Raw genomic sequence first — 21,221 nt, 5'->3', positions numbered from 1 at the left:
CCAAGGTCGGAGATCTATTAACAACAGGGTAAGGGCAAGCATAATAACCCTTAAATAAGGGTTGGAAATAATAAATAACCAAAATGACTAAGCGGTTTTATGGGTAACGGTTAGCGACAAAACAGATTGATTATTATTTTATTTTTCAATGGATTACAAACCACACCGTTCTCAGGTGTTTCCGGTTATGTCGTTCAGCCGGGAAACGGGTGCGAAAAAAGCGGTTTTCCGGTATCCTGCGGCGGTTTTATTGATGAAGACTGAGACTGTCACTATGGCTACTACGCTGTTTAAAGATTTTCAATTCGAAGCCGCACACCACCTGCCGAATGTGCCGGAAGGGCACAAATGCGGACGCCTGCACGGGCACTCCTTTATGGTTCGTCTGGAAATTACTGGCGAAGTGGATGCGCATACCGGCTGGGTGATGGACTTTTCCGAGATCAAAGCGGCTTTTAAGCCGATCTACGATCGTCTGGATCACTACTATCTCAATGATATTCCTGGCCTTGAGAACCCAACCAGCGAAGTGCTGGCTGCATGGATCTGGCAGCAGATGAAGCCAGTACTGCCGCTGTTAAGCGCTGTACTGGTAAAAGAAACCTGCACTGCCGGTTGCGTTTATCGCGGATAATGACAAGAAGGCTCGCTGCGCTCGCGGGCCTTTTTCTTTCTCTTTTTTGCCATTATCACTGGGGGGGTAAAAAACATATTCCATTCGAATCTATGGTAGCACCGCAAGATATAAGCGTCTTTTTCTGCCCCGTGATAATCTCTCGCCATAAAATAAAATAGCAATAATCGTGTCTCAGGACAGGTGCAACATGCCCCCATGGTTAAGTCTGGCAATTGATTCATTCTGGCCGATGCTGTATGCCGGCGTCACCTTCACTATTCCATTAACACTTATTTCATTTGCGCTGGGTTTATCGCTGGGCTTTATTGTGGCCCTGGCACGATTATATGGCCCGAAGCCATTACAGTACATTGTTCGCTTTTATGTCTGGCTTATTCGCGGCACCCCGTTACTGGTACAGCTTTTCCTTATTTTCTATGCCCTGCCCGGGGTGGGTATAACGCTGGATGCCTTCCCGGCAGCCGTTATTGGCTTTACCCTGAATATCGGGGCCTATACCTCCGAAGTGATACGCGCCACGCTGCTCTCGGTGCCGAAAGGCCAGTGGGAAGCCGCACACTCGATCAGCATGAGCTGGGCTCAGGCACTGCGTCGTATTATTATCCCTCAGGCGGCGCGGATTGCCGTTCCGCCGCTGTCCAACACCTTTATTTCACTGGTAAAAGACACGTCGCTGGCCTCGGTGATTACCGTGCCTGAAATGTTTCTGGCGGCACAGCGTATTGCAGCGGTGACCTATCAGCCCTTAATCCTGTATACCGAAGCCGCCATTATTTATTTACTGATCAGCTCGGTATTATCGGCGTTACAGACCCGACTGGAAAATAAGCTCGCCAATAATGGCGCAGTAAAGGTAAGAGATAATGATAAAATTATCCAACATTGATAAACAGTTCGATGGCAACCCGGTCTTAAAAAAGATTAACCTGACCATTAATGAAGGCAGCGTCACCGCCCTCATCGGCCCTTCCGGCAGTGGCAAGAGCACCTTATTGCGCTGCATTAATTTGCTGGAAATCCCCCAGGCGGGGGAGCTGACTATCGGCCATGAGCACCTCGTTTTTACCGGCAGCGCCCGCCCGGGCCGTAAAGATATTCGCCGTATCTGCCAGCAAACCGGCATGGTATTTCAAAACTTTCAGCTGTTTCCTCATCTGACGGTGATAGAAAACATTATGGAAGGTCTGGTCACTGTCCATAAGCAGCCCGTTCAGCAGGCGCGGCAGCGGGCAGAAGCCCTGCTGGAAAAGGTGGGGATGGGCCATAAACGCGATGCCCTGCCCGGCACGCTGTCAGGGGGTCAACAACAGCGTGTGGCCATTGCCCGGGCGCTGGCCCCCTCGCCTAAAGTGCTGCTGTGTGATGAACCGACCTCGGCTCTGGATCCCGAACTGTCGCTGGAAGTGGTGGCGGTACTGAAACAGCTGGCGAAAGAGGGAATGACCATGCTGATGGCCACCCACGACCTGCGGCTGGCGGCAAATATTGCCAATAACGTGGTGTTTCTGGAAGCGGGCGAGATCGTCGAGACGGGCACCTCCCGTGACCTGTTTACCCGTGCAGAAAAGCCCCGAACCAAAGCGTTTATTTCCACCCTGACAGACACCCTGCCCGATTCATGGGAAATATAATTAAAGACCTCATCACAGACTGCATTCAGGAGTTATGACATGAAAAAGATAGCCACACTGTTATTCGCCGGACTGATTCAGCTCGGTTTTTCTTCTGCCGCACTGGCAGAGAACGATCTGGCAAAAATCCAGTCGGCAGGCGTGCTGAAAATCGGCACGGAGGGCACCTACCCACCGTTTACCTTCCACGATGCATCCGGGGCACTGACCGGTTTTGATGTCGATATCGGTCGTGAAGTCGCAAAGCGTCTGAACGTTAAAGCGGAGTTTGTTGAAGGTAAATGGGACGGACTGATTGCCGGGCTGGATGCTAAACGCTACGAGGCAGTCATTAATCAGGTTTCCATCACCCCGGAGCGCCAGCAGAAATTTGATTTCTCTGCGCCGTATATTGCGTCTAAAGGCGTGCTGATTGTGCGCAGTGATAACGACACCATTAAGACCTTCGCGGATTTGAAAGGGAAAAAATCTGCCCACACGCTGACCAGCAACTATGCTCAGCTGGCCCGCAGTTATGGTGCGGAGATCGTCGGGACGGATGGCTTTAACCAGTCGGTCGATCTGGTGGCCAGCGGCCGCGCAGATGCGACAATTAACGATAACCTGTCATACCTCGACTTCAAAAAGCACAAGCCAGAGGCAAAAGTCAAAATTGCTGCCACCCAGAGTGATGCCGAACATTCCGGTATTCTGCTGCGCAAAAGTAACCCGGAGCTGAAGGCCGCCATTGATAAGGCGCTGACCGAAATGAAAAATGACGGCACCTATCAGCGTATTTCCCAGCACTACTTTGCCGCTGACGTTTCGAAATAATCGCTGTTATCCCTCCGCAGGGCGTTCCCCTGCGGAGTCCTCTCCGCCCGGTCAGGTTTCCTTGCTGTCAGAGGGCCGTACCGCTCAGTAATTGTCCCGCGTCTTCTGATCCAAACCACTCCACCAGAAAATCCAGCAGGGCGCGCAGGCGCGCTGACTGATACTGACGGGAGGCATAAATAGCATACACCCCCAGTTCATCCAGCTGGTAATCGGGCAGGAGCGCCACCAGTTCACCGCGGGCAAGAAACGGCTGCGCGCTGTACACCGGCTGCATGGCGATACCAGCTCCAGCCAGCGTCGCCGCCAGCAGCATCACCGAATCATTACCACTCAGATTGCCACTGACGGCCACCGCCTCCTTCTCCTGACGACGGGTAAAGTGCCACAGGCTTTTACCAAAGTGCGAGTAGGCCAGACAGTTGTGATGTACCAGATCCTGCGGCACCACCGGGATCCCCGCCCGTGCCAGATAGGCTGGTGCCGCACAGATTACCGACCGGCAGCGGTGCAGCGGTCGGGCAATCAGGTTCGGCTCCAACTGGGCGGTGATGCGCAGGGCCAAATCGATGCGCTCTTCCACCAGGTTAACCCGCTGATTACTGATGTGCAGGTCGATACGCACCAGGGGGTAACGCTGCTGGAAGGCGGTCAGCGCCACCATCAGCACGCTCTGGCCCAGCGACAGCGAGCAGGACACCCGCAGCAGACCGGACAGCGCTTCACCTTCCGGCTGGTTACTGAGCTCAATTTCCGCGGCCAGCGCCATCATCTGCTGGCAGCGGGCCAGCGCATGTTCTCCGGCCGGCGTCAGGCTCAGGCGTCGCGTGCTGCGGTGCAGCAGGCGCGCGCCGGCCCAGCTCTCCATCTGGCTGAGATAGCGCGTGACCATCGCGCGTGAGATATCCAGCGTGTCCGCCGCCGCCGACAGGCTGCCGCGCTGCACGATGGTGATAAAAACCTTCGCCGCCGTGATGCGATCCATAATCTGTCCGTTATATGCAACAATCTGTTGCCTGATAGTCGGTTTATCTGCTGAATTTTGCAACCTACACTGTTCTCTTTCCCGTAATCAGGTAGCTCATCATGAAAACCCGTCTGACGTTACTGCTGGCCCTGACCGCCAGCGCACCGCTGTATGCCGCTGAAACGCTGAAGCTGGAGGTCTATAACCCGGGCGAAGCCAGCATGTTTGCCGTCTCCAGCGAAATAATCTCCGGCCCGCATGAGGTGGTGCTGATCGATGCCCAGTTCCAGCGCAATGACGCTGAAGCCCTGGTGAAACGCATCAAAGCCACCGGAAAGCGGCTGACCACGGTGTTTATCAGCCAGTCCGATCCGGACTTTTACTTTGGCCTGGAGACCATTAAGCAGGCATTCCCGCAGGCTAAAATTATCGCCACGGCGGCCACGGTCGATCTGATTAAGCAATCGAAAGACGGTAAGCTGGCGTTCTGGGGCCCGAAAATGGGCGCGAATGCGCCACAGTCGCTGGTGGTGCCTGACGTGTTAACCGGCAACAGTTTCCGGGTCGATGGTGAAACCATTGAGGTGAAAGGCATTGACGGCCCGCAGCCGCAGAATACGTATCTGTGGGTGCCCGCGCTGAAAACGGTGATGGGCGGCGTGGTGGTGTATGGCAATAATATCCACGTCTGGATGGCCGATGCCCAGACGCCTGCTGAACGTTCTGCCTGGCAGCAGAAGCTGGAAGCGATTCAGGCCCTGAAGCCCGCGCGCGTGGTGCCGGGCCATTTCCTGCCGGGCGCAGCCGAGACGCTGGCATCGGTTAACTTCACCCAACAGTATCTGAAGACCGCTGAAACCGTGCTGGCGGAGAGTCAGGATGCAGCCAGCTATACGGCGGCGATGAAGACCCGGTATCCGGCACTGAAGGAAGCCTCAAGTCTGGAACTGAGTGCAAAAGTGCTGAAAGGGGAGATGAAGTGGCCGCAGTAAGCGGATAACAGGGCGTAGCGGGTCGGCCTTTTTCTGGCCGCCCCGCTACCCTTGACCTCAGGCGATATTCAGGTATTTATGCGTCTGCATCGACAGCCGCCAGTTGCGCGCGATACAGGTTTCAATACAGAGCTTCGTCGCATCCGCCTTCTGGCTGATGGGCTGCAGCGCGATAATCCGCGCTTTGTCATCACTCAGTGTTGCCAGTAAAGTATCCAGCGCGTCCACGTCACGCTGGCGCGCCACCGGATGCTTGACCTCATCTGCCCGCACCAGCGCCTGATTCAGCACGTCATAGCCGCCACGCATGTTCACCTTGGGCGACACGGTCACCCACGTTTCCGGCGTACAGCGCACCTCATGAGTGCCGCTGGTTTCGATCTGGCAGCCGAAACCTTCTTGCTCAAGGGCGGCGGTCAGCGGCGTCAGATCGTGAATGCAGGGCTCACCGCCGGTGATCACAATATGCTTTGCCGTCCAGCCGTGCTGGCGGATCACACCGATTAACGCCTGCGCATCGGCCGCTCCCCAGGCATCCGTTTCCACGGTTTTCAGCAGGATATCTCCCAGCGATGTCTCCCGATCGGCCAGCTTATCCCAGGTATGCTTGGTATCACACCAGCTGCAGCCCACCGGGCATCCCTGCAGGCGGATAAAAATTGCCGGAACGCCGGAATAAAGACCTTCGCCCTGCAACGTCTGGAACATTTCATTTATCGGGTACTGCATTTACATCTCGACTGGTGGCTAAAATACGGGCGCAGATTATGGCAGATTGACAGAAGAAGACCAAACAAAGCGTGCCTGTGATTGTACTGAGGTTGACCGCCGCCCTGAAAAGGTGACGGTCAGACAGGGCTAGAACGTTTCCCAGTGGCCCTCACTCTGCACAGTGATATTACGCGGTGCGGCCAGGCGCGGCGTTTTCAACGCCGGTGCGACATGACGGATCGCTGCGGCGTTCTGTGAACCGATTTTAAACACCGCCACTGCCTGAGACAGCAGGCTGGCCTGCTCTTCCAGCGACGCGGATGCTGCCGCTGATTCCTGCACCAGCGCGGCATTCTGCTGGGTGACCCGATCCATTTCGGTCACTGCAAGGCCAATCTGGTCGATACCCCGGCTCTGTTCGTCCGAGGCAGAGGAAATCTCCCCCATGATATCGGTGACACGGACCACCGCACTGACGATGTCCGTCATGGTGTCCCCCGCCGTCGCGACCTGCTGCGAACCGGCGTCAACGCGGTTAACGGAGTCCTCGATCAGCGTTTTGATCTCTTTGGCGGCCTGCGCGCTGCGCTGGGCAAGGTTGCGAACCTCCCCGGCGACCACGGCAAAACCGCGCCCCTGCTCACCGGCCCGTGCCGCTTCCACAGCCGCATTCAGCGCCAGGATGTTGGTCTGGAAGGCGATACCGTCGATCACGCTGGTGATATCGGCAATCTTCTTCGAGCTGCCGGCGATCTCCTGCATGGTTTTCACCACCCCGTCGACCACACGGCCTCCTTTCGCCGCCGTCTCAGAGGCATTTTTGGCCAGCTGGGACGCCTGACGGGCATTTTCTGCGTTCTGCTTCACGGTGGCCGTCAACTCTTCCATACTCGCCGCCGTTTGCTCCAGAGAGGCGGCCTGCTGCTCGGTACGGGAAGAGAGGTCATTATTACCCTGCGAAATTTCACTGGCTCCGGTGTAGATGGCATTGGAACTGTCGCGCACGTTACCCACAGTGGCGACGAGCGACTGCTGCATCTGCGTCAGGTTACTGGCCAGCAGCCCCATTTCACTGCGTCCATCCACCACCAGGGTTTCAGAAAGGTCACCGGCGGCGATGCGCTGAATATGCACCAGCAGCTGTTTCAGCGGCGTCAGCAGGACGCGTTTGATCACTACCCAGACCGAAGCAACCAGCACCAGCAGCACCAGAATAATCGCGCCCAGCGTCCATACCATATGGCTGTAGCCTTCGTGATTATCCGTGACCCCGACCGCCAGCAGCTTGCTGTTCTGCTCACGCCAGCCGTCATAATTTTTTTCCAGGTCGTCCTGCGCTTTCTGCGCTTCCAGATTACCGTAGGCCTCGTAGTTATTCGCGCCCAGGAACTGGATAGACTGCTTCATGGTGTCATACATCAGCTGATAGCTGCTGACGATAGCCTCATCCAGTGCCGGATTTTGCCCGTCGACCGTAGGATAACTTTTATAGCGGGCAAAATGCTGCCCGGCGTCGTCCAGCGTTTCCGTCGCCTGACCCAGCAGCTTTTCTATTGCCGCCATGGAAGCGGGATCGGTCTGCTTTTTCAGGATACGGATTGCGACCCGGTTGATGGTTACACGTGTTTTGACCAGCGTCTGCCAGGCATCACTCAGTTGCCCCTGCTGTTCGGTCAAAATACTGGCGCGGGTGAAGTTGGCCTTGTCCTGGCTGATGGCATTAAAGGAGAGCGCGCTGGAGACGAGCAATAACGCGCTGAAAACGATCAGCATGATAACGATGCTGGTGACAACTTTTATATTTTTAAGCATGGTGCGCACTCTGTCATGGGGTTAGCCCGGTAACAGCTAATATCGGTACAAAGTGCACTTTACTTTAAATAATTACAAAACCCCGCGGGCGGCCCTTTGCTGGCCGCCCGCGTGGATAAGCTACATAAATCCGTTCTCGTGCATCTGCATCATCGCCTGCTTCGCCACGTCCTTCGCCCCGCTGAGGGTGAAGTGCCCGTAGTCATTCGACGTCGGGTGGCCGTCAGACGCCAGGCCACGGCAGACGTTCCCCGGACAGACTATCGAATAAACCGAGATATAAGGCGTCCCCTGCTGCGCCATCGCCGCATGCAGTTGGGCATCGGTTCCCCTGACCTCTTTTTTAATCGAAGACGCCACCAAATCTTTGCGCCCGTCCGTCTGGTACGCCAGCAGATCTGGCAGCGCCTCGGTGTATTCCACGGTAGGCCCCATCACGATGATATTGTCAGAGCGGGATTTAAGATGGTCGAGGGTGGCGCGCAGCGGAGCGATATCCTCCGGCGCCCAGCGTGCCGAAATAATAATGCCGTCAATGTGATGCGCGGGGATCCACTCATCGTAGACGTAGTCGACCAGCTTCGTGCAGGGATTACGCAGGTCCTGTTTGTAGAGCGGCTTACAGCCCGCTGAGGTGGCCTGGATGACGTTCACCCCCTCGCCCGCAGCCAGACTGACGGCACGCCACAGGTGGGCGGCATGGCTGTCGCCGATCATCACGTAGTTCTTCGCCGTGCTGGAGGTCTTCAGACAGAACTCACGGTTAAAAGGCTTATCCTCTTCGTTCTTTCCATCCACAAAGCACTGGCCCCGGCGGTACTGGTAGTCAAACTCCGGCATTTTGCTGTATTCGGAATACTGTGCCAGCGCCAGCGCTTCCGCAGAAAACTGCCCGGAGCTGTTACTGATATGCCCTTTATACACCGCACCGCTGGCCATCACTGCCAGACCAATAACCGATGCCGTCACAATACGCCCCGGCGATACCCAGGCAAGACGGTAACGGAAGGGGATCTCGATCAGATAGCGAGAGGCAACGGCAAGACCAAAGGTTAAGGCCAGGATCACCAGCTCGCGTACACCGGGTTCGATATTAAAGAACATGCGGGAGTAGACAATAATCGGCCAGTGCCACAGATACAGGCAGTAGGAGATCATACCGATGTACACCACCGGCTTCAGCGCCAGCAGACGCGAGACCACCGACTGCTGGCCTGCGAGGATAATCAGGAAGCTGCCGAGGCAGGGATAGAGCGCATTCCACGCCGGGAATGGCAGAGTGGTATCCAGCCACAGGAAGCCAAACAGAATCAGCCCAAGCCCGGCCAGACTCATGCCGTGTTTCAGCGCGGCACTGTAATGGGCGGTTTTCGCCTCCAGCCCGGCGATAGCAATAATCCCACCAAGCGCCAGCTCCCACGCACGGGTTGGCAGCATATAGAAGGTAAAGGTTGGCTTGCGCGTTACGCCGTAAATACTCAGCAGCAGCGATCCGGCAATCACCAGCAGCATCACCTGCGTGGTGCGGCGGCGGAAGAGCCGGATCACCAGCAGCAGCACGACCGGGAAGAGAATATAGAACTGTTCCTCTACCGCCAGCGACCAGGTGTGCAGCAGCGGTTTCAGGTCGGCCGGCCCGTCAAAGTAGCCCGTGGTCTTCCAGAAAAAGATATTGGACGCAGAAAGCAGCGCCGCCAGCGCGCTGTTACTCAGATCGGTGAACTGCGCAGGCAACAGATGGTAGTAGCCAAAGATCATTGTCGCCAGCAGCACCACAAACAGCGGCGGCAGAATACGCAGGCAGCGGCGCTTATAGAAATCCAGCCAGGAGAAGTTGTCGCTGATAGCACTGTTATAAATAATGCCGCAGATCAGATAGCCGGAAATAACAAAGAAGATATCCACGCCGGTAAACCCACCGGGTATCCCCCCGATCCCCATGTGGTAAGCGATAACGGGTAGCACGGCGAGTGCGCGAAGCCCGTCAACATCAGCACGGTATTTCATATTTCCTGATCCTGATTACAAATAGTGACCAGGAATTTACACAAAATAACCGCATAAAACGCCCCGTAACAGATAACCAGGATTTTTCCGCATCAGACAAAATTCAGTTAACGCTCTGAAAAATAAAAATAAACAAAAAAAAGCCCCGTCCGGAGACGGGGCTTTTCAGATTATCCTCAGCCTGATAAACGGCTCAGAATAACAGCAGCTTACTGACCTTTAACTTCTTTCAGGCCATTGAACGGCGCACGGTTGCCCAGCGCTTCTTCAATACGGATCAGCTGGTTGTACTTAGCAACACGGTCAGAACGGCTCATCGAACCGGTTTTAATCTGGCCCGCTGCAGTACCTACCGCCAGGTCAGCGATAGTGGCATCTTCGGTTTCGCCTGAACGGTGAGAGATCACCGCAGTGTAGCCCGCGTCTTTTGCCATTTTGATCGCAGCCAGGGTTTCGGTCAGAGAACCGATCTGGTTGAATTTGATCAGGATGGAGTTAGCGATGCCTTTATCGATACCTTCTTTCAGGATCTTGGTGTTGGTAACGAACAGGTCGTCGCCCACCAGCTGGATTTTGTCGCCCAGCACTTCGGTCTGGTATTTGAAGCCAGCCCAGTCAGATTCGTCCAGACCGTCTTCGATAGAGACGATTGGGTACTGTTTGGTCAGGTCTTCCAGGAAGTGAGTGAACTCTTCAGAAGTGAAGGCTTTGTTGCCTTCGCCAGCCAGCACATATTTGCCGTCTTTGTAGAATTCAGAGGCTGCACAGTCCATCGCCAGGGTGATGTCTTTACCCAGAACGTAGCCCGCTTCTTTTACCGCTTCAGCGATAACAGCCAGTGCTTCGGCGTTAGAACCCAGGTTTGGCGCGTAGCCACCTTCGTCACCAACCGCAGTACCCATACCTTTAGACTTCAGCACTTTTGCCAGGGTGTGGAAAACTTCAGAACCCATGCGAACCGCTTCTTTCAGCGTTTTCGCGCCAACAGGCTGGATCATGAATTCCTGGATATCGACGTTGTTGTCTGCGTGCTCGCCGCCGTTGATGATGTTCATCATTGGCAGTGGCATAGAGAACTTGCCTGGGGTGCCGTTCAGTTCAGCGATGTGCTCGTACAGTGGCATGCCTTTCGCTGCCGCAGCAGCTTTCGCCGCCGCCAGAGAAACGGCCAGGATGGCGTTAGCACCAAACTGAGATTTGTTCTCTGTACCGTCCAGATCGATCATGATTTTATCGATGTTGGCCTGGTCTTTCGCGTCTTTACCGGTGACCGCATCAGCGATTGGACCGTTAACCGCAGCAACCGCTTTGGTCACGCCTTTACCCAGGAAACGAGATTTGTCACCGTCACGCAGTTCCAGCGCTTCGCGGGAACCGGTAGAAGCCCCTGATGGTGCTGCTGCCAGACCAACAAAGCCACCTTCCAGGTGCACTTCAGCTTCAACGGTCGGATTTCCACGGGAGTCGATGATTTCACGACCGATGACTTTTACGATTTTGGACATTAGTTTTTCCTCAGTACAAGTTAGCTTAAACTTAGACGCACCTCTTGAAGCCTTACGATTTCAAGAGGTTATGAAAACACTTATTTTGCCAAACGCTTCTGGTACTCACTGGCGGCTTTAACAAAGCCACTGAACAGCGGGTGCCCGTCTCGAGGTGTTGAGGTGAATTCCGGATGGAACTGACACGCAACAAACCAGGGGTGGTCAGGAAGCTCAATGATCTCCACCAGCTGGTCATCCCCTGAGCGGCCTGCAACACGTAATCCAGCCGCTTCAATCTGCTTCAATAGCATATTGTTGACTTCATAACGATGACGGTGACGCTCAACAATAGTGTCAGAGCCGTACAGCTTCTGCACCAGGCTGTTTTCGGTCAGCTGGCACTGCTGGCTGCCCAGACGCATGGTTCCACCCAGATCGCTCTGCTCAGAACGCTGCTCAACGTTGCCGTCTTCATCACGCCATTCAGTAATCAGCGCGACAACCGGGTACTTACAGTCAGGGACAAACTCAGTCGAGTTCGCACCCGGCATGTTCGCCACGTTACGGGCAAACTCCATCAACGCCACCTGCATTCCCAGGCAGATGCCCAGGTAAGGGATGTTATTTTCACGGGCGTACTGCGCGGTCATCAGTTTGCCTTCAACGCCGCGATAGCCGAAACCGCCAGGAATAAGGATAGCATCCAGATTCTTCAGCACTTCAACACCACGGGTTTCGACATCCTGAGAGTCAATAAGTTTGATATTCACAGTAACGCGATTTTTCAGGCCACCGTGCTTCAGGGCTTCAATCACTGATTTGTAGGCATCCGGCAGCTCGACATATTTGCCGACCATACCAATGTTAACTTCACCACCCGGGTTAGCTTCTTCATAAATCACCTGCTCCCACTCGGCCAGATTGGCTTCCGGGGCGTTCAGGTTGAAGCGCTTGCAGATGTAGTCATCCAGGCCCTGCGATTTCAACATGCCTGGGATTTTATAAATGGAGTCGACGTCTTTCAGCGAGATAACCGCTTTTTCAGGCACGTTACAGAACAGCGCTATTTTCGCACGCTCATTTGCCGGAACGGCACGGTCTGAACGGCAAATCAGCACATCCGGCTGAATACCGATAGAAAGCAGTTCTTTAACGGAGTGCTGAGTAGGCTTGGTTTTGACTTCGCCCGCTGCTGCCATGTACGGCACCAGCGTCAGGTGCATGTAGATCGTGTGCTCACGGCCCACGTCTACCGCCATCTGGCGGATCGCCTCAAGGAACGGCAGGGATTCGATGTCACCTACGGTGCCACCAATTTCTACCAGCACCACATCGTGGCCTTCGCCGCCTTCGATGATGCGTTCTTTGATTGCATTGGTAATGTGTGGGATCACCTGAATGGTCGCGCCCAGGTAGTCACCGCGACGTTCTTTGCGCAGCACTTCTGAGTAGATTCGACCGGTGGTGAAGTTGTTACGGCGGCTCATCTTAGTCCGGATGAAACGCTCATAGTGGCCAAGATCCAGATCGGTCTCCGCCCCGTCATCGGTGACGAAGACTTCACCGTGCTGGGTGGGACTCATGGTACCTGGATCCACGTTAATGTACGGGTCCAGCTTCATGATAGTCACGTTAAGACCACGTGCTTCAAGGATAGCGGCCAGGGAAGCTGCGGCAATGCCTTTACCCAGAGAGGAAACGACCCCGCCGGTCACAAATATATAGTTCGTTGTCATGCTGAACCTGAGAATGTAGGTTTAAAGACGATGGAATGGATAACCAGGACGGGAAAATAGTATACCCGAAACACCCCGTGGCGACAATTGATCGTTTCCGGTTGTGTGCTTCCCACCGCATTTACCACCCTGAGATTACCGGAATACGCGCCCCAGGAGATTGATGCACGTCACACTTTTGTTGAATCGTGTCAGCCTGTTATTCCTGAGATTTGACCACCTGCCATGCGGCTTCCATCTCTTCAAGCGTGGCCTGCTGCATCGTCATCCCCTGCGCGGCGATAATCTGTTCAACCTGACGGAAGCGGCGTTCAAATTTGGTGTTGGCTTTTTGCAGCGCAGTTTCCGCTTTACTGCCGAGGTGGCGTGACAGGTTTACCGTCGCGAAGAGCAGGTCACCGATCTCCTCTTCCAACTTGTCCTGGTCTATCACCGCCTGTTGCGCTTCGTGCATCACTTCATCGATCTCTTCATGCACTTTGTCCAGCACCGGGCCAAGGGTCGTCCAGTCGAAACCGACGTTGCTGCAGCGCTTCTGAATTTTATGCGCGCGCATCAGCGCCGGTAACGCCTGTGGAATATCATCCAGCGCAGAATGCTGGGCTTTACCGGCCCGCTCGTTGCTTTTGATCTGCTCCCAGTTCACCAGCACCTCAGCGCTGCCGCTGACCTGAGCGTCGGCAAAAATGTGCGGATGACGGCGTTCGAGTTTGTCGCTGATGGCGTTGCAGATATCATCAAAGTTAAAGCGCCCCTCTTCCTGTGCCATCTGGGCATAGAACACCACCTGGAACAGCAGATCCCCAAGTTCTCCGCGCAGATCGTCGAAGTCAGCGCGGTTAATCGCATCGATGACTTCATAGGTTTCTTCAAGAGTATAAGGGGCGATGGAAGCAAAGGTCTGCTGGCGATCCCACGGGCAGCCGCTTTCCGGATCGCGCAGGGTTTTCATGATGCCCAGCAGGCGATCGAGAGAAGTCATAATTTAATCCATTTAAGTCTTATTTGTTTGGCAGGCCTGATGGGGTTTTACAACAGGCCACGTCGTGGCGTTACTGGCGCAGGCCGTTTGTTCACCGCCAACGCGCAATCCCCCTGGTCATCTACACGAGTATGTGACCAGGGGTGAGCACTGCCGGAGGACAACATGGCAGATCAGTGTAATCGTCTGGCGTCGATGATGTCCGGCACCTGGTTGAGCCGGGCAATCACCCGTCCCAGCACCTGCTGGTTGTATATCTCAATATCCATATCGATGGTGGCCAGCTGCTTCTTCGTATCGCTGTGGCTGGACACCCCCAGCACGTTAACCTTTTCATTGGCCAGTATGGTGGTGATATCACGCAGCAGCCCGCTGCGATCGTTGGCGGTGACGCGCACCACCAGCGAATAACCGCTGGAATAAGTCTCTCCCCAGACTGCATCGACGATACGTTCCGGCGCGTGTGATATCAGGTCAGCCAACTGGTCACAGTCGGCGCGGTGGATGGAGATACCGCGCCCCTGGGTGATAAACCCGGTGATATCGTCACCGGGGATAGGCTGGCAGCAGCGGGCAATATGGTGCATCAGATTACCGACACCTTCCACCACCACGCGGCCACTCTCTTTACTGCGCGGCACGCTGTTCGAGGTTTTCTGCGTCAGCTTCTGCAACGCCTCGCGATCCTCTTCCTCGGCGCTGGGCTTATTCAGCTTCGACTGCAAGAAGTTGCTCATCTGATTCAGACGAATATCGCCGCCACCAATGGCCGCCAGCAGTTCGTCCAGGGAATTGAAGTTGTAGCGCGGCAGCAGCAGCTTTTCAGCATCTTTCAGATTGATATCGAGGTGATCCAGCTCGCTGTCGAGGATCTGACGTCCGGCGATGATGTTCTTGTCCCGATCCTGCTTACGGAACCAGGCATGAACCTTGGAGCGCCCCCGGCTGGTGGTAACATACCCCAGATTCGGGTTAAGCCAGTCGCGGCTCGGGTTCGGCTGCTTCTGGGTAATAATGTCGATCTGGTCACCCATCTGCAGCTGATAGGTGAACGGCACGATGCGCCCGCCAATCTTGGCACCGATGCAGCGATGGCCAATATCGCTGTGGATATGGTAAGCAAAATCCAGCGGCGTGGAGCCGGCCGGCAGATCGACCACGTCGCCTTTCGGGGTAAACACATAGACCCGATCGTCAAATACCTGACTGCGCACCTCGTCGAGCATCTCGCCGGAGTCCGCCATCTCTTCCTGCCACGTGATCAGCTTACGCAGCCAGGCAATGCGCCCTTCGTGACCGGAAGCACCGCGCGCACTGCCGCCCGCTGTCGCGCCCTCTTTGTATTTCCAGTGCGCGGCCACGCCCAGCTCGGCATCCTCATGCATCTGACGGGTGCGGATCTGAATTTCAACGGTTTTGCCTTTTGGCCCCAGTACCACGGTATGAATGGACTGATAGCCGTTAGGTTTAGGATTGGCGACGTAGTCGTCGAACTCGCTCGGCAGATGGCGATAAAGCGTGTGGACAATACCCAGCGCGCCATAACAGTCCTGCAGGCGTTCGGCCACGATACGCACTGCACGCACGTCAAACAACTCGTCAAAGGCCAGGGATTTTTTCTGCATCTTGCGCCAGATGCTGTAGATATGTTTCGGGCGGCCATAGACTTCGGCTTTCACGCCCTCTTTCACAATCTCGGTGCGCAGTGACTGCACGAAGGTATCAATATAGTCTTCACGGTCAATGCGGCGCTCGTGCAGCAGTTTGGCAATGCGCTTGTATTCGTCCGGATGCAGATAGCGGAAGCAGAAGTCTTCCAGCTCCCATTTTAACTGGCCGATGCCTAGACGGTTTGCCAGGGGAGCATAGATATTGGTGCACTCTTTGGCTGCCAGTACGCGCTCATCTTCCGGTGCGTCTTTCACTTCACGCAGGTGCGCAATACGCTCCGCCAGCTTGATCACCACGCAGCGGAAATCTTCCACCATCGCCAGCAGCATCCGGCGTACATTATCGACCTGCTCAGAGGCCATCGAATCATTATGGGTGGCTTTTAACTGACGGATGGCATCCATATCACGCACGCCGTGCACCAGCGAGACGATAGCTTTACCGTGCTGCTCCTCCAGCAGTGCTTCACTGACCACGCCCGCATCGGCCAGCGGGAACAGCAATGAGGCGCAAAGCGTTTCGCAGTCCATACTGAGCATCGACAGGATTTCCACCATCTCAACGCCGCGCCACAGCAGCAGTGCAGCATCGGGGTGGCCCTGGGTGGTGGCTTCACAGTAGCGCCAGGTTTCGGCCAGTCGTTCACATGACTGCTGGTTGGAGATCCCCAGACTGGTGATCCATTGGTCGAGTGCAAACTCGCCAGCCGTGTTCAGATGTGCACTTCTTACCGCAACCATATCCTCTCCTGGCATCGCCTCTGTTCAGGGGCTTATTTTCGGCTAAACACGCCATGGACACCGCCTGCCGACAGGTTCCCCCCCGACGCACAGCCGCATCCGTTCCTGTAGGTAGCCGGACCGCAGTCATACCTGACTGTCCCGGGTTCGTGTCGTGACATTATACGCAGCCTTGGCCGCTAATGCTGCACTGCCAGCAATACCTGCGACATTTTCGGCCCATATTTTCCCGATAATGGGATAAAACTTCCAATACTAATCACACAGCCGTCCCCGATCAGCGGGTGGCTGCCGTCATAGCTTAGGCTTATGCGAAAATTGTTCCAGTTTTTGCAGGAAATAGTCCCTGATATTCAAAAATATCGCATAAATCTGCACCTGCCCACAGCCGGCTGGCCCACAATACGGGCGCAGTCTGGAGAATTCTGCCGGTGAAATCCGTGACAATCATAGCATCACGGACAAAATGCCTTAAGTGCGGGCCTCATCATGGAGCAACGGCCCTCTTTTTACCGCACGCATTTGGTCATTGTTTCTTTGATGTTCACACGTCATCATTATCAGCAGAAATAATCGGACATCGCCTGCTGGCGAACCGGTTATTGCCCGTACAGACCTTCATGCCATGGGAACGGCACAGCGCGAATCGCCGCCTACAGGGAATACTATGACCAAATACAGCCTGCGGGCGCGAATGATGATCTTGATTCTGGCTCCGACGCTGATGATCGGGCTGCTGCTCTCGACCTTTTTCGTGGTTAACCGTTACAACGAACTGCAGAGCCAGCTGACCGATGCCGGAGTCAATATTATCGAACCCCTGGCTGTCTCCAGTGAATATGGCATGACCTTTCACAGCCGTGAGTCAGTGCGTCAGCTGGTCAGCCTGCTGCACCGCCGCCATTCCGATATTGTGCGGGCAATTTCTGTTTTCGATGACCAGAATCAGCTGTTTGTTACCTCAAACTATCACCAGACACCGGACCTGCTTCGCCTGCCTGATAACACCCCATTAACGATGCGCTTTATGAAGGAACGCCACGGTAACTCGGTGATTCTGCGCACGCCGATTTTGTCTGAAACCTACTACCCGGATGAATCCCCGGGCCAGGACGCCAAACCCACCGGTAACCCCCTCGGATACGTTGCCATTGAGCTGGATTTACAGTCAGTCCGGCTTCAGCAGTATAAAGAAGTGTTTATCTCCACCCTGCTGCTGCTGCTGTGCCTGTGTATTGCCATGGTGTTTGCCTACCGCCTGATGCGCGATGTCACTGGGCCGATTCGCAACATGGTCAGCACCGTTGACCGCATCCGCCGTGGTCAGCTCGACAGTCGCGTAGAAGGTCATATGCTCGGTGAGCTGGACGTGCTGAAGAATGGTATCAACTCGATGGCCATGTCTCTCACCGCGTACCATGAAGAGATGCAGCAAAATATCGACCAGGCCACCTCCGATCTGCGTGAGACACTGGAGCAGATGGAGATCCAGAACGTCGAGCTGGATCTGGCGAAAAAACGCGCTCAGGAGGCGGCACGCATTAAATCAGAGTTCCTCGCCAATATGTCGCATGAGCTGCGTACACCATTAAACGGGGTAATCGGCTTTACCCGCCAGACGCTGAAAACCATGCTGAACTCCACTCAGCGCGACTACCTGCATACCATTGAACGCTCGGCGAACAATTTGTTGAGTATCATCAATGATGTTCTCGACTTTTCGAAGCTGGAAGCCGGGAAGCTGGTTCTGGAAACCATCCCTTTCCCGCTGCGCGCCACCCTGGATGAGGTTGTCGTGCTGCTGGCGCAGTCAGCGCATGAAAAAGGGCTGGAACTGACGCTGAACATTCAGGGAGACGTTCCGGATAATGCCATTGGCGATCCACTGCGTATGCAGCAAATCATCGTCAACCTGCTGGGTAATGCGATCAAATTTACCGAACGCGGCAATATCGATATTCGCGTGGAAAAGCGCGCGCTGAGCAACAATCGCATGGAGCTGGAGGTGCAGATCCATGACAGCGGCATCGGCATTTCCGAAAAGCAGCAGTCACAGCTGTTCCAGGCCTTCCGCCAGGCAGATGCCAGCATTTCTCGCCGCCATGGCGGGACCGGCCTGGGGCTGGTGATCACCCAGAAACTGGTCAATGAAATGGGCGGGGAAATCTCCTTCCACAGCCGCCTTAACCACGGTTCCACCTTCTGGTTCCACGTGAATCTGGCACTTAACCCTAATGCTGCCAGCGATCCACGCGTGATGGACTGTATTGAAGGGCAGCACATGGCCTATGTCGAGCCAAACGAGACGGCGGCGAAAGCCCTGCTGGATATGCTGGCAGCGACACCAATGAAAATCAGCTACAGTCCGACGCTCAGCGCCCTTCCGGACGAACACTATGACGTGCTGCTGATGGGGCTGCCGGTGGCCGATGCGCAAAATCTGGAGATGAGCAGTGAACAGTTGCAGCCCATTCTGCAACGGGCAAGCAGCGTGATTATGGCACTGCCCTTCCAGATGCAGGTCTTCGCTGAGGAGCTGAAAGCACGCGGCGTAACCGCCTGTCTGATTAAGCCGATATCCATGACCCGCCTGATCCCATTACTGGTCGATCATCATCGTCGTGATACCCTGCCCTTACCTGAACGTCCCCGTCTGCCGTTACGCGTGATGGCGGTAGACGATAACCCGGCTAACCTCAAGCTGATTGGTGCCCTGCTGGAAGAGCAGGTGGCAGAGATCGTCCTGTGCGACAGCGGTGAAGGGGCGATCACTCAGGCACGTCAGCAGCATCTGGATATTATCCTGATGGATATTCAGATGCCGGAGATCGACGGTATCCGCGCCAGTGAAGCCATACGTACCCTGCCCCAGCACGCCAATACGCCGATTGTTGCCGTGACGGCACATGCCATGGACGGTGAACGTGAACAGCTGATTAAAGCGGGAATGAATGATTATCTGGCTAAACCGATCGATGAACAAAAACTCAGCCGTTTGCTCGCCCGATATACGCCCGGCGGGCAGCGGGCAATACCGAAAATCATTGAGGTCCCCGCCTCCCTCGACTGGCCGCTGGCACTGCGTCAGGCCGCGAATAAGCCCGATCTGGCCCGCGATCTGTTACAGATGCTGGTAGATTTCCTGCCGGAAGTGCAGGGGCTGGTTGAGCAATATATGGCAGAGGATAATCCGGATGCCCTGAGCGATATCATTCATAAACTGCATGGCAGCGCCAGCTACAGCGGTGTGCCCCGAATGAAACAGCTCTGTCTGCAACTGGAGCAGAGCCTGCGCAACAGCAGAGACCTGACGCTGGTCGAACCGGAGCTTTTCGAGCTGTTGGATGAGATGCAAAACGTGGCGCAGTTGGCGAAAGAACGCCTGAAGCTGTAAGGCCTGTGACGGTGAGGCGTGCCTCACCGTCACAGACAGAAAACCCGGGGGATGGTTATCTTTAACCGAGGAGTTTCGCCCATTCCTCTACCCAGGGGGAGGTCACCTCTTCCGGCTCCGGGTTCTCCGTGGCATCAACCAGCAGCATCTCTCCGACGCGAACCGCTTGCTGATCCTGCAGCAGCTCTGCAAACTTTTTCCCTCCACCGCAAAACGCGTCATAACTGCTGTCACCCAGCGCAATGATGCCGTAACGCAGGGTCGGCTGATAACCGAGCTTATCTTTGATGCCGTTGTACAGCGAGACAATGCAGTCCGGCAGATCGCCCTGGCCGGTGGTTGAAGTGATCACCAGCGCGACCTTCTCGGCATAGCGCTGCCACTCTTCCAGCGTGGGATCCTCAAAAATCTTTACCTGATGGCCTGCGGCCACCAGCAGGGGTTCCGCTTCTTCCGCCACTAACAGGGCGTTACCGTAAACGGTACCGACAAAAATGCCTACCTCAGCCATGCTTTTTCTCCATTGTTGATGCTGATTATTATTCACTATCCTGCGGGCGTTGCGTCGCGAACTCAACCCGCGGCACGTCAGGAAGGCAGTGCTGCCAGCCGAACCGGAACATCGCCGTTTGCCAGACGTCATCCAGCCCTGCATGGATCCGCAGGGGGTCACCCGTGACCGGATGTTTCAGTGAAAGCTCGCTGGCGTGCAGCATCAAACGATTCATGCCAAAGTTCGCTGCCGCAGCCCGGTTCTGCTTGAGATCACCGTGGGCGCTGTCACCGATGATGGGGTGACGCAGATGAGTCATATGTCGCCGGAGCTGATGCTTGCGTCCGGATTCAGGCTTCATCTCCATCAGCGAATAGCGCGATGTCGGGTACGGACCGGCCGGGAAAGGCTGCTCGACCGTGGCCAGCCCGCGCCAGTGGGTAACGGCTGGCTGCGGCGCTTTTTCCGGCTGGCTGAATTTATCCGCAATTTTATCCAGCTCTTCGGTCAGGGCATAGTCCAGCCTGTCCTCGCCTTCCAGCCAGCCACGCACCACGGCATGGTAGGTTTTTTGCAGCTGGTGCTGCTCAAACTGTTGAGAAAGCAGGCGCGCCACTTCGCTGGACAGCGCCATCAGCAGTACGCCGGAGGTAGGTCTGTCCAGACGGTGTACGGTAAACACATGCTGTGCAATCTGGTCGCGCACCGTCTGCATCACAAACTGCGTTTCATGGCGATCCAGCCAGCTGCGATGTACCAGCCAGCCGGAGGGTTTATTGACCGCCACCAACCACTGATCCTGGTAAATAATCTCCAGCATCAGTTGGGCGACTCGAACAGCTGGTCAAGCGCATTTAAACAGTGCAGCAGTTGGGCACGCTCCGGGATTTCTCCCTCAAGCCAGACTTCATAATAAGGGGCGATGGCCAGTGAAACCGGTAATGCGGCCCCGGCATCAAGCAGCGCCTGCATACGCGGCAAAAACACCCATTGCAGCCACTGCAGTGGCGTCATGGTATCCACACAGAAAGGCTCTGTGCTGGCAAACGCTTCACTATTGGGGGCGACCGCCTGCCAGAGACCGGCGGTTTTAAGCTGCGTTTCAATCGCCAGCAATCGTTCCTGAACCTGCTGTTCACGCATCATAA

17 protein-coding genes are annotated in these 21,221 nt (G+C 55.4%); 6 read left to right on the top strand and 11 right to left on the bottom strand.

Annotated elements, in window-relative coordinates; genetic code table 11:
- Window positions 1-274 precede the first annotated feature (274 nt).
- From queD to K6L24_RS04395, 4 genes are all read left to right on the top strand, one after another.
- Window positions 275-634, top strand: coding sequence for a 6-carboxytetrahydropterin synthase QueD (queD, locus tag K6L24_RS04410; protein ID WP_062744340.1), 360 nt, complete (start codon window positions 275-277; stop codon window positions 632-634).
- Between the two features lie 190 nt (window positions 635-824).
- Complete coding sequence (locus K6L24_RS04405; protein ID WP_062744213.1) at window positions 825-1,523, top strand: amino acid ABC transporter permease; 699 nt, start codon at window positions 825-827, stop codon at window positions 1,521-1,523.
- Complete coding sequence (locus tag K6L24_RS04400) at window positions 1,501-2,268, top strand: amino acid ABC transporter ATP-binding protein (protein ID WP_062744214.1); 768 nt, start codon at window positions 1,501-1,503, stop codon at window positions 2,266-2,268. Before K6L24_RS04405 ends, K6L24_RS04400 begins: the two co-directional genes overlap by 23 nt.
- Before the next feature lie 39 nt (window positions 2,269-2,307).
- Complete coding sequence (locus K6L24_RS04395) at window positions 2,308-3,081, top strand: amino acid ABC transporter substrate-binding protein (RefSeq protein WP_222681982.1); 774 nt, start codon at window positions 2,308-2,310, stop codon at window positions 3,079-3,081.
- Window positions 3,082-3,148: 67 nt separating this feature from the next.
- On the opposite strand, the gene K6L24_RS04390 is transcribed toward K6L24_RS04395, so the two are convergent.
- Window positions 3,149-4,066: a LysR family transcriptional regulator gene (locus K6L24_RS04390; RefSeq protein WP_137269006.1), complete on the bottom strand. Its 918-nt coding sequence runs from the start codon at window positions 4,064-4,066 to the stop codon at window positions 3,149-3,151.
- A 101-nt stretch (window positions 4,067-4,167) separates the two neighbouring features.
- Between K6L24_RS04390 and K6L24_RS04385 the strand changes: the two genes are divergently transcribed.
- On the top strand, window positions 4,168-5,040 hold the full coding sequence (locus K6L24_RS04385) for an MBL fold metallo-hydrolase (protein ID WP_137269007.1): 873 nt from the start codon (window positions 4,168-4,170) through the stop codon (window positions 5,038-5,040).
- Window positions 5,041-5,097: 57 nt separating this feature from the next.
- Here K6L24_RS04385 and queE read toward each other — a convergent pair whose 3' ends face one another.
- The 7 genes from queE to relA all read right to left on the bottom strand — a co-directional run bounded on the left by queE (window position 5,098) and on the right by relA (window position 16,186).
- Window positions 5,098-5,769 (bottom strand): 7-carboxy-7-deazaguanine synthase QueE, encoded by a 672-nt coding sequence (queE, locus tag K6L24_RS04380; RefSeq protein ID WP_222681981.1) that lies wholly within the window; start codon window positions 5,767-5,769, stop codon window positions 5,098-5,100.
- A 129-nt stretch (window positions 5,770-5,898) separates the two neighbouring features.
- Window positions 5,899-7,563, bottom strand: a complete 1,665-nt coding sequence (locus K6L24_RS04375) for a methyl-accepting chemotaxis protein (protein ID WP_062744219.1) — start codon at window positions 7,561-7,563, stop codon at window positions 5,899-5,901.
- A gap of 120 nt (window positions 7,564-7,683) precedes the next feature.
- Window positions 7,684-9,570: an acyltransferase family protein gene (locus tag K6L24_RS04370; RefSeq protein WP_062744220.1), complete on the bottom strand. Its 1,887-nt coding sequence runs from the start codon at window positions 9,568-9,570 to the stop codon at window positions 7,684-7,686.
- Between the two features lie 209 nt (window positions 9,571-9,779).
- Window positions 9,780-11,075: a phosphopyruvate hydratase gene (gene eno, locus K6L24_RS04365; protein WP_062744221.1), complete on the bottom strand. Its 1,296-nt coding sequence runs from the start codon at window positions 11,073-11,075 to the stop codon at window positions 9,780-9,782.
- 80 nt (window positions 11,076-11,155) lie between these two features.
- Window positions 11,156-12,793 (bottom strand): glutamine hydrolyzing CTP synthase, encoded by a 1,638-nt coding sequence (gene pyrG, locus K6L24_RS04360; protein ID WP_062744222.1) that lies wholly within the window; start codon window positions 12,791-12,793, stop codon window positions 11,156-11,158.
- 199 nt (window positions 12,794-12,992) lie between these two features.
- The gene (gene mazG, locus K6L24_RS04355) at window positions 12,993-13,775 is read right to left on the bottom strand and encodes a nucleoside triphosphate pyrophosphohydrolase (RefSeq protein WP_137269011.1); all 783 of its coding nucleotides are present in this window, start codon (window positions 13,773-13,775) and stop codon (window positions 12,993-12,995) included.
- Between the two features lie 173 nt (window positions 13,776-13,948).
- Window positions 13,949-16,186 (bottom strand): GTP diphosphokinase, encoded by a 2,238-nt coding sequence (gene relA / locus K6L24_RS04350; protein WP_062744224.1) that lies wholly within the window; start codon window positions 16,184-16,186, stop codon window positions 13,949-13,951.
- Between the two features lie 667 nt (window positions 16,187-16,853).
- On the opposite strand from relA, the gene barA reads away from it, so the two are divergent.
- Entirely contained in the window at window positions 16,854-19,580 is a 2,727-nt protein-coding gene (gene barA, locus K6L24_RS04345) for a two-component sensor histidine kinase BarA (protein WP_062744225.1), read from the top strand.
- Window positions 19,581-19,641: 61 nt separating this feature from the next.
- On the opposite strand, the gene K6L24_RS04340 is transcribed toward barA, so the two are convergent.
- The 3 genes from K6L24_RS04340 to K6L24_RS04330 are packed head-to-tail and all read right to left on the bottom strand — an operon-like array spanning window position 19,642 to window position 21,219.
- Window positions 19,642-20,091, bottom strand: coding sequence for a flavodoxin (locus K6L24_RS04340; protein ID WP_222681980.1), 450 nt, complete (start codon window positions 20,089-20,091; stop codon window positions 19,642-19,644).
- Window positions 20,092-20,119: 28 nt separating this feature from the next.
- Window positions 20,120-20,893: a tRNA pseudouridine(65) synthase TruC gene (truC, locus tag K6L24_RS04335; RefSeq protein ID WP_062744227.1), complete on the bottom strand. Its 774-nt coding sequence runs from the start codon at window positions 20,891-20,893 to the stop codon at window positions 20,120-20,122.
- Complete coding sequence (locus K6L24_RS04330; RefSeq protein WP_062744228.1) at window positions 20,893-21,219, bottom strand: YqcC family protein; 327 nt, start codon at window positions 21,217-21,219, stop codon at window positions 20,893-20,895. Before K6L24_RS04330 ends, truC begins: the two co-directional genes overlap by 1 nt.
- Between the last annotated feature and the right edge of the window lie 2 nt (window positions 21,220-21,221).

It is taken from the genome of Erwinia persicina, from assembly GCF_019844095.1.
GTDB lineage: Bacteria > Pseudomonadota > Gammaproteobacteria > Enterobacterales > Enterobacteriaceae > Erwinia > Erwinia persicina.
The sequence above is the reverse complement of the archived record's forward strand: the minus strand, read 5'-3'. Positions and strand labels throughout refer to the sequence as shown.